Source organism: Neoroseomonas rubea, assembly GCF_016106015.1.
GTDB classification, from domain to species: domain Bacteria; phylum Pseudomonadota; class Alphaproteobacteria; order Acetobacterales; family Acetobacteraceae; genus Neoroseomonas; species Neoroseomonas rubea.
Window position 1 is genome coordinate 1 of sequence record NZ_JACADQ010000159.1, and the last position, 8859, is coordinate 8859.

The window sequence follows — 8859 nt, forward strand, 5'->3', positions numbered from 1 at the left end:
CCTCCGGCTCGGCGGGCGGGGCAACCGCGGCCAGCGCGGGCGGCGGGGGGGCCTCCGGTGCCTCGGGCCGCGTCTCGGGCGCTGCCTCTGCGAGTTCGGCGGGGGCCGGCGCCTCCTCGGGCTCCGCCGGCCGGAACACCTGCGCGAGCAACTCCTTCACATCCCCCGGCAGGTCCAGCGCGAAGCCAGGCACGCCATCCGGCGCGTTGAAGTCCCAGGCGTAGTCGGCCGGGCCGACGAAGTCGCGGATCGCCGGGTCGAGCGACCAGGCGCGGCGCAGCGCGGCGCGCTTGAGCGACTCCGGCACGCCCTTGCGCAGGAAGGCGGTGATGTCGCTCTCGATCGTCAGGCTCTCGACCGGGGGCAGGCTCGCGGGGTCGAATTCGGGTTCCTCCGGCGCCGCGGCGGTGGGCGGGGTGACCACGGCGGGCGGCGGCGCGGCGGCGGCAACGGTCGCGGGTGGCGGGGCTTCCGGCTCGGGAAGCTCGCGCCCCGCCTCGATCGCGCGCTTGCGGCGCGACCAGCGTGAGAGGAACCCCTCCTCGCTCATGCCTCCTCCACCCGCGACCGGCGCGCCAGCGCCTCGCTGTCGGCGCGGTCGCGCTTGCGCTTGTGGAATTCGCGAACCTTGTGGTGCTCGGCGACGAAGCGTTCCAGCAGCAGGCGCAACCGCGCCGGCATGGGCAGCGCCTCCAGCAGGTCGGTGCCCGATTCGGCGTAGAGCTGTGCCTCCCCCGCATCGACCGTCACGGCCTGCAACTGGTAGCCGGGCGCCTGCTCGACTGGGCGCAGCAGCACCCAGATGCGCGGCGGGTCCTGTTCCAGGTTGTGGATGTAGTTGTCCGTATCCGTCGGGTGCAGCGCCACCTCCGCCCCGCCGGCGAAGAACAGCGTGCGGCCGGCTTCCTCCCGCAGCGCGGTCCAGGGCGGAAGGTCGGGGAACTCCTCCAGCACCTCGACCGCCGCCCAGGCATGCTCGGCCCAGGGCGTCACGCCGGGGCGGCGTTCCATGACGACGCCGACCTCGACCCGGACCGTGCCCGGCACCTCGAGCGTCATGCCGCCTGCTCCTTGCCCACCAGCGGCAGCCCCGCGACCAGGTTCTGCGGCTTCATCCGCAGCCGGTTCGCCGCATCCATCGCCAGTGCGAGATAGACCGGCCGGCCGGCAACGCGCGGCAGCACGCGCGAGGGGTCAGCGAACTCCAGCACACCGAGCCACAGGATGCGCGCGAGCCTGTCCTGCTTCACCTTCCTGCCCTGCCAGAGGTCGTTGGCGATCGACGTCGCCTCGGCATCCAGCCCGACATGCCAGGTCCAGTTGCGGTCCTCGATCACCGGCACGGCGCGGATCGACACCTCCTCCCCGAACATGTGGCGGATGAAGCGCTCCAGCATGCGCGCGATGCCGCGCTGGCCGTCGCGGCCCTCGGCGATGTCGAGCGCGAAGTCGTGCGCGTCCGACCGCCCGTGATAGGCGGTCGCGTTCGCCTCGGTCAGCACGTCGAGCTCGACCTCCCGCGGCGGTGCGCCGGCCTCGACCAGCAATTGCCCGAGCGCGCCGAAGCCGCCGTCGCGGCCGCGCATCTCGACCACTTCCTCATCCGCCAGAAGCGTCGCGCCCTGGTGGATGCCGACGCGCTGCGCGCGGTACAGCAGCTCGCCCGCCCGCAGCGCGAAGGGATCGCCCTCCCCCTCCAGCGCGCTGCGCGCCACCAGATGCGTCAGCATCTGCAGCAGGATGGGCGGGATGCCGGCCACACCTTCGCGGTACAGCGCAAGCCAGGCGGCCTCCAGCGTCGGCGCCGCCGCGACGCGGTCGCGGAAGGCGAGGAACTGGCCGAAATTCTCCCGCGCATCGCCATCCGCGAGCGCGGCGAGGCGCGCCCCGTCCACCGCCTGGAGCGGCGCGTCCATCAGCGCCGCGTGCAGCGCGCGTTCCGCCGCGCAGGCTTCCTCCGGCGGCATCAGTTCCGGCCGCGCGAGGAAGGCGCGCCACAATTCGGGCGTGCCGAGCAGCCGCCCATGCTCGGCCACGTCGCACAGGTGATGGCCGGAGGCGACCCAGAAGTCGCCGGGAGAAAGCAACGCGCTCACGTCCCGCCCCTGGCCATGCGCGCGAGATCCGGTCGCATCGGCGCTTCCTCCTCCTCGCCTTCCACGCTCACCGCCGCGAAGACCGGCAGCGAGTCGAAGGCACGATGTTCCTGCGCCCGTTCGTGCAGCGTGCGGAAGCGCTCGCGCACCTCCCCGTCCTCCAGGCTGCGGCCAAGGGCGAGCAGCGTGCCGGGCGGATGCTCGCAGAGCGATTCCGCGAAGGCGATCTCTTCCTCGGCCGCCGCCCGCGCCGCGGCGTCGTCCGGCGCGCCATGCGCCGCGCGGATATGCGCGGCGAGCGCCGCCACCGCTTCCTCCCGCTGCGCATCCGTCGCAGTCGAGACCTGCACCAGCGTCGACCAGCCGAAGGAACCGAGGCCGAGCCAGCCCGCGCGGAAGGCCTGGCGCCGCTTGCCCGCGAGCGCCGCGACGTCGTCGTCCCAGAAGCAGAAGCCGCCGGGCACGGCCCATTCGCCGGGTTCGGCCGCGTGGGGAAACACGAGCGCGTCGGAGGGATCGAGCCGGATGGTGCGAGGCAGGCGGGTCATGCCGCCACCGCCTGGATCAGCGGCAGGGCCTCGCGCGCGGCACCGCGCTGCAGCACCAGGGCGCCGGTCGCGGGGTCGATCCCCCGCAGTGCGCCCGCCCCGATCGCGGGATCGAGCCGCGCAAGATAGCGTTCGGCAATGATCCGGAAGCCCCGTCCCTGCCAGTCCGCGAGCGTCGCCATCAGGTGGCGCGCCCAGGCGGCCGTCATCTCGGCGGGGGTCGTCTCGTTGTAGCCTTCCTCGAACAGGGTCGTCCGGCCGGGATCGTGGCCGGGGTCGCTGTCCGTGGGGGCGGCGAAGGCGACCTCGATCCCCACCACCAGCCAGTCGGGCACCGCATCCTCGGCGCAGCCGGGCGGGGTGGCGATCCGCGCCTGCCCCACCGTCCCGCCATTGACGCGGATGGTCGCCGGCCAGTCGAAGGTGAGCGGCACCTCGGGCGGGCCGAGCGCCCCCGCGGCATCGGCGAAGGCGGCCATGGCGGCGAGCAGGGCCGGGCGCGCCGCGGCGAGCGTCTGCTCGGGCTCCAGCACCACCGCCGCTTCGATCCGCGACCAGGACCGCACCCAGACGAGCGTGCCCGCCCCTTCGCGCGGCGCCAGCTCGACGGCGCGCGCCAGCGCGTCGCCGGCCTCGCGGAGAGGCACGATCGGCGTGAAGACACTCGGCAGGTCGGACAGTCCTTCGTTCACCGTGTCGTGGTCCCTCGCATCCCGGATCATGCCGGCATATATGCCGCCCGCCCCCAGGGTCCAATCGGGGGCGGCGCGGGGAGCGGTTCACGATATGAGCGGATCGGATGGGCGCATCGCGCTCGTGTGCAGCTGCGAAGACACGATGCGGCTCGACGAGCGCGCCGTCGCCCGCGGCTGCGGCGCGGAGGTTCGCACCGCCGAGCAGCTCTGCATGGCGCAGCTCGACCGCTTCATGGCCGCTCTGGCCACCGGCCGCCCGCTGACCGTCGCCTGCACCGCCCAGGCACCGCTGTTCGCCCAGGAAGCGGCCGAGGCGGGGGCGGAGGCGCCGACCTTCGTCAACATCCGCGAGCATGCCGGCTGGTCGGCCGAAGGCCGCGGCGCCGGGCCGAAGATGGCAGCGCTGCTCGCCGCCGCCGCCGAACCGATGCCCGCCACGCCGCTCGTCCCGCTCGAAAGCGGCGGGGTCGCACTCGTGCTGGGGCGCGATGCGACCGCGCTCGAGGCCGCGGCGAAGCTCGCCGACCGGCTCGACCTGACGGTGCTGCTGACCGGTGCGGAAGATGTGACCCCGCCCCGCAGCGCCCCCTTCCCCGTCATGAAGGGCCGCGCCCGCGCCGCGACCGGCTTCCTCGGCGCCTTCGAGGTGACGGTCGACGGCGCGGCCATGCCGCGCCCTTCCTCCCGCGCCCGCTACGACTGGGGCCCGGGCAAGGATGGTGCGACGAGCCGCGCGGACATCGTGCTGGACCTGACCGGCGGCGCGCCGCTGTTCCCGGCGCATGAGGTCCGGCAGGGCTACCTGCGCGCCGACCCCGCCGACGCGACCGCCGTCGAGCGCCTGGTGGCCGCCGCCGCCGAGCTGAACGGCACCTTCGACAAGCCGCGCTTCATCGAATTCGACGGCAGCCTCTGCGCGCATAGCCGCAACAGGCGCACCGGCTGCACGCGCTGCATCGACCTCTGCCCGACCGGCGCCATCACCCCCGGCACCGGCCCGCAGAAGGACCAGGTGGTGATCAGCGCGGAGATCTGCGCCGGCTGCGGCGCCTGCGCCGCCGTCTGCCCGACCGGTGCCGCGCAATACACGCTGCCGCCCGCCGCCGCGCTGGGCCGCCGCCTGCGCACGCTGCTGCTCGCCTATCGCGCCGCCGGCGGGGAGGCGCCGGTCGTGCTGTTCCACGACGAGGCGCAGGGCGAGCCCATGCTCGACGCGCTGGCCCGGCACGGCGAAGGCCTGCCCGCCCGCGTGCTGCCGCTGCGCGTGAACGAGCCCACGGCGCTCGACCTCTCGCTGCTCGCCGGCGCCTTCGCCTGGGGGGCGAGCGCGGTGCGCGTGCTGCTACCGGGCCGGCGCGCGCATGGCGCGGAAGGGCTGCTGCGCAACATCGACTACGCGAACGCGGCGCTCGTCGGCCTCGGCCTCGGCCACGCCGCGCCGCGCGCGGGCGCGATCGAGACGGACGATCCCTTCACGCTCGGCGAGGCGCTCGCGGCCCTCCCCCGCGCGCCCTTCGCCTTCGCCCCGTCCACCCATAAGGCGATCGGCACGCCGCGGGAGATGGCGCTGCAGGGCTTCCGCGCGCTGCGCGAAGCGGCGAAGGCGCCCGCCGCGACGGTGGCGATGCCGGCACTCGCCCCCTTCGGCACGACGGTGGTGAACACCGAGGGCTGCACGCTCTGCCTCGCCTGCACCTCGGTCTGCCCGACCTCCGCCTTCTCGGCCAACCCCGAGACGCCGCAACTGCGCTTCCTCGAGGATGCCTGCGTGCAATGCGGCCTCTGCGTCGCGACCTGCCCGGAGAAGGTCATCACGCTGGAACCGCGCCTGAACTTCGACGCCGCGGCGGCAAGCCCGCGCGTGGTCAAGGAGGAGGAACCGGCCGCCTGCCCGAGTTGCGGGAAGGTGTTCGGGACCAAAGCGTCCATCGCGCGGGTGAAGGCGAAACTGTCCGCGCATTGGATGTTCGCCGACCCGGCCAGGCAGGCGATCCTGGACCTCTGCGATTCCTGCCGGATCAACGCGGCGACGCTGGGCGGACTCGACCCCTATGCGGGGGCGGCACGGCCGGTGACGAAGACGACCGAGGATTACCTGCGGGAGGCGGAGCGGGCGAAGCGGGAGGACCAAAAGTAAGGTCGGGGGAGGGGAACCTCCCCCGAGCCCCCTTCCTTCTTTGTCTTTCTGGCACCGAACCTCGGAGGAGGGGCGCCAAGTATCCAAAAAAGGGAGGGGGTTTGGGGGAGGTTCCCCTCCCCCAACCTTCCTCAATTCCTCGGCAGCCGCGCGACGGACGGCGCATCCGGGTTCTGCGCCCGATGCCGCAGAAGGTGGTCCGCCAGCACCAGCGCGAGCATCGCCTCCCCCACCGGCACGGCGCGGATGCCCACGCAGGGGTCGTGGCGGCCCTTGGTCAGTACCTCCACCTCCCGCCCCTGGCGGTCCACCGCGGCGCGCGGCGTCAGGATGGAACTGGTGGGCTTGACCGCGAAGCGCGCCACGATGGGCTGGCCGGTGCTGATGCCGCCCAGGATTCCGCCCGCATGGTTCGACTGGAAGGCGACGGTGCCGTCCGCGTTCATGCGCATCTCGTCGGCATTGTCCGCACCGGTCAGCGCGGCGGCGCCGAAGCCGTCGCCAATCTCGACGCCCTTCACGGCGTTGATCGACATCAGCGCGGCGGCGAGGTCCGCATCGAGCTTGCCGTAGATCGGCGCGCCGAGGCCGGGGGGGACGCCCTCCGCCACCACCTCGATCACCGCGCCCACGGAATTGCCGGACTTGCGAAGGTCGAGCAGCCGTTCCTCCCACCGCGCCGCGGCGGCGGGGTCGGGGCAGAAGAAGGCGTTCTGATCCGCCGCGTCCCAGGACCAGTTCGCGGGATCGACCCAATCCCCGCCCATGGCGACCATCGCGCCGCGGATGCGCACCTCGGGACCGAGCACCTTGCGCGCGACGGCGCCGGCGGCCACCCGCATCGCGGTTTCCCGTGCGCTCGACCGCCCGCCGCCGCGATAGTCGCGGATGCCGTATTTCAGCTCGTAGGTGATGTCCGCATGGCCGGGGCGGAAGCGCTCCGCGATCTCGGAATAGTCCTTCGACCGCTGGTCGGTGTTCTCGATGTGCAGCGCGATGGGCGTGCCGGTCGTCATGCCCTCGAACACGCCGGAGAGGATGCGGACCTGGTCGGCTTCCTGGCGCTGGGTGACGAATTTCGACTGGCCGGGGCGGCGCTTGTCCAGCCAGGGCTGGATGTCAGCCTCGCTCAGCGCGATGCGCGGGGGCGCGCCGTCCACCACGCAGCCGATGGCCGCGCCGTGGGATTCGCCCCAGGTGGTGACGCGAAAGAGGTGGCCGAAGGAGTTGTGGGACATCCCCGCGCCGTCAGCCCTTCTCCACCGTGATGTCCGGCGCGTCCGGGTTCTTCATGCCGACGATGTGGTAGCCGGAGTCCACATGATGGACCTCCCCCGTCACCCCCGCCGAGAGCTCCGACAGCAGGTACAGCCCGGACCCGCCGACCTCCTCGATCGTCACGTTCCGCCGCAGCGGCGCGTTGTACTGGTTCCACTTCAGGATGTAGCGGAAATCGCCGATCCCGCTCGCAGCCAGCGTCTTGATCGGGCCGGCGCTGATCGCGTTCACCCGGATGCCGCGCTCGCCCAGGTCCGTCGCCATGTAGCGCACGGAAGCCTCCAGCGCCGCCTTGGCCACGCCCATGACGTTGTAGTGCGGCGTCACCCGCTCCGCGCCGAGGTAGGAGAGCGTCAGCATGGAGCCGCCGGCCTCCATCATCGCCGCCGCGCGCTGCCCGACCGCGACGAAGGAGAAACAGGAGATGTCCATCGCCTGCAGGAAGGCCGAACGCGGCGTATCGAGGTAGCGCCCGCGCAGGAACTGCTTGTCAGCATAGCCGATGGCGTGGACCAGGAAATCGATCTTCCCCCAGGCTTGGCCCACCGCCGCGAAGGCCGCGTCCATCGACGCGTCGTCGCCCACGTCGCAGGGCAGGACCATGGAGGACCCGATGCTCTCGGCCAGCGGGCGGACGCGCTTCTCCAGCGCCTCCCCCTGGTAGGTGAAGGCGACCTCGCCCCCCTGGGCGGCCACCGCGCGGGCGATCCCCCAGGCGATCGAGCGGTCGTTCGCCACCCCCATGACGATGCCGCGCTTGCCCTGCATCAGGGTTCCGGTGGCGATCCGGGGCTCGGGCGCGGCGTCGTTCATCGCTGAGGGGTCCCCTCCGGTGGCTGGGCGGGCGGGGGTGGTGCCATGGCGGGGGGCACGGGGCAAGGGGTTCCGCCCCTTGCCGCCCGCGCCCGCGCCCCGATACAGGCAGCATGCAAGGAGCACATGCCATGGACGGCGCCGCCACCACCGAGGACCCGATCGCCATCTTCGAGGCCTGGATGGCCGAGGCCGCGGCCTCGGAGCCCAACGACCCCAACGCCGTCTGCCTGGCCACGGCCACCCCGGATGGGCGGCCCTCCGCGCGGATGGTGCTGCTCAAGGGCGTCGATGCGCGGGGCTTCGTCTTCTACACCAACCTCGAAAGCCGCAAGGGCGGCGAGCTCGCCGGCAACCCCCAGGCCGCGCTCTGCTTCCACTGGAAGACGCTCGCGCGCTCCGTCCGCGTCGAGGGCGAGGTCGAGCAAGTGAGCGACGCGGAGGCGGATGCCTACTACGCCTCCCGCGCCCGGACCTCGCGCCTGGGTGCCTGGGCGTCGAAGCAGTCCCGCCCGCTCGAATCCCGCTTCGCGCTGGAAAAGGCGGTCGCCGAATACGGGCTGAGATACGCGGTGGGCGACATTCCGCGCCCGCCGCACTGGTCCGGCTTCCGCGTCCTGCCGCGGCGGATCGAATTGTGGCGCGACATGCCCTTCCGCCTGCACGAACGGCGCGTCTTCCACCGGGACGGGACGGGCTGGCGGATCGAGACGCTCTACCCGTGACCATCCCGCCGGCGCAGGCGGCAGCGGCCGCCTTCCTCGCCGCCCGCGCCGGCGCCGCCCCGGTCGAGACGCATATCTCCGCCGTCTTCGTCGGGCCCGACACGGCATGGAAAATGAAGAAGGCGGTCGCCCTCGGCTTCCTCGACTTCACGCGCCTCGAGGACCGGGAACGGTTCTGCCGCCGGGAACTGGACCTGAACCGCCCGCACGCGCCCGGCATCTATCGCGACGTCGTGCCGCTGACGCGCGGACCGGACGGGCGGCTGCGCGAAGGCGGGGACGGCCCGGCGGTGGAATGGGTGCTGCGCATGGCGCCGATCCCTCAGGGCGATTTCCTCGACCGGGTCACGCCGACGGCGGCGCTGCTCGATGCGGTCGCCGATGCGGTTGCGGCCATGCACCAGGCGGCGGCGCGCGCGCAGGTCGATGCGCCGGCCGCCCTCGGCCGCATCCTGGAAGGCAATGTCCCCTCCGCGCTGCGCGCGGGGCTCGATCCCGGACGCGTCGAGGCCTGGGCCGCGGCGGCGCGCGCCGAGCTCGCCCGCATCGCCCCCGCGCTTGCCGGCC

At 73.1% G+C, this 8859-nt stretch carries 9 protein-coding genes and 1 pseudogene; 3 read left to right on the forward strand and 7 right to left on the reverse strand.

All coding sequences use genetic code 11. From position 1 onward, the window contains the following. The 5 genes from HW577_RS14985 to HW577_RS15005 all read right to left on the reverse strand — a co-directional run. Positions 1-550 (reverse strand): DUF3306 domain-containing protein (locus HW577_RS14985; RefSeq protein ID WP_198376958.1); only part of this gene is annotated, 550 nt, incomplete at its 3' end. Continuing rightward, on the reverse strand, positions 547-1059 hold the full coding sequence (locus HW577_RS14990; RefSeq protein WP_198376959.1) for a DUF3305 domain-containing protein: 513 nt from the start codon (positions 1057-1059) through the stop codon (positions 547-549). The genes HW577_RS14990 and HW577_RS14985, both read right to left, overlap by 4 nt. Then, a complete protein-coding gene (locus HW577_RS14995; RefSeq protein WP_332837724.1) occupies positions 1056-2096 on the reverse strand; it encodes a DUF6352 family protein in 1041 nt (346 codons plus the stop codon). Before HW577_RS14995 ends, HW577_RS14990 begins: the two co-directional genes overlap by 4 nt. Continuing rightward, complete coding sequence (locus HW577_RS15000) at positions 2093-2644, reverse strand: DUF6505 family protein (RefSeq protein WP_198376960.1); 552 nt, start codon at positions 2642-2644, stop codon at positions 2093-2095. Before HW577_RS15000 ends, HW577_RS14995 begins: the two co-directional genes overlap by 4 nt. After that, positions 2641-3366 carry a biotin/lipoate--protein ligase family protein gene (locus HW577_RS15005; RefSeq protein WP_232474957.1) on the reverse strand — a complete coding sequence of 242 codons (726 nt, stop codon included), beginning with the start codon at positions 3364-3366 and terminating at the stop codon, positions 2641-2643. Before HW577_RS15005 ends, HW577_RS15000 begins: the two co-directional genes overlap by 4 nt. A gap of 64 nt (positions 3367-3430) precedes the next feature. Between HW577_RS15005 and HW577_RS15010 the strand changes: the two genes are divergently transcribed. Continuing rightward, positions 3431-5476, forward strand: coding sequence for a 4Fe-4S dicluster domain-containing protein (locus tag HW577_RS15010; protein ID WP_198376961.1), 2046 nt, complete (start codon positions 3431-3433; stop codon positions 5474-5476). 131 nt (positions 5477-5607) lie between these two features. Here the strand turns inward: HW577_RS15010 and aroC are convergent, their stop codons facing one another. Both aroC and fabI read right to left on the reverse strand, forming a co-directional pair. After that, the gene (gene aroC / locus HW577_RS15015; RefSeq protein WP_198376962.1) at positions 5608-6714 is read right to left on the reverse strand and encodes a chorismate synthase; all 1107 of its coding nucleotides are present in this window, start codon (positions 6712-6714) and stop codon (positions 5608-5610) included. Positions 6715-6724: 10 nt separating this feature from the next. Next, positions 6725-7567 carry an enoyl-ACP reductase FabI gene (fabI, locus tag HW577_RS15020; protein WP_198376963.1) on the reverse strand — a complete coding sequence of 281 codons (843 nt, stop codon included), beginning with the start codon at positions 7565-7567 and terminating at the stop codon, positions 6725-6727. A gap of 131 nt (positions 7568-7698) precedes the next feature. On the opposite strand from fabI, the gene pdxH reads away from it, so the two are divergent. Then, positions 7699-8292 carry a pyridoxamine 5'-phosphate oxidase gene (pdxH, locus tag HW577_RS15025; RefSeq protein WP_198376964.1) on the forward strand — a complete coding sequence of 198 codons (594 nt, stop codon included), beginning with the start codon at positions 7699-7701 and terminating at the stop codon, positions 8290-8292. After that, positions 8289-8859: pseudogene (locus HW577_RS15030) on the forward strand (AAA family ATPase); the annotation flags it as partial. The gene pdxH and the pseudogene HW577_RS15030, both read left to right, overlap by 4 nt.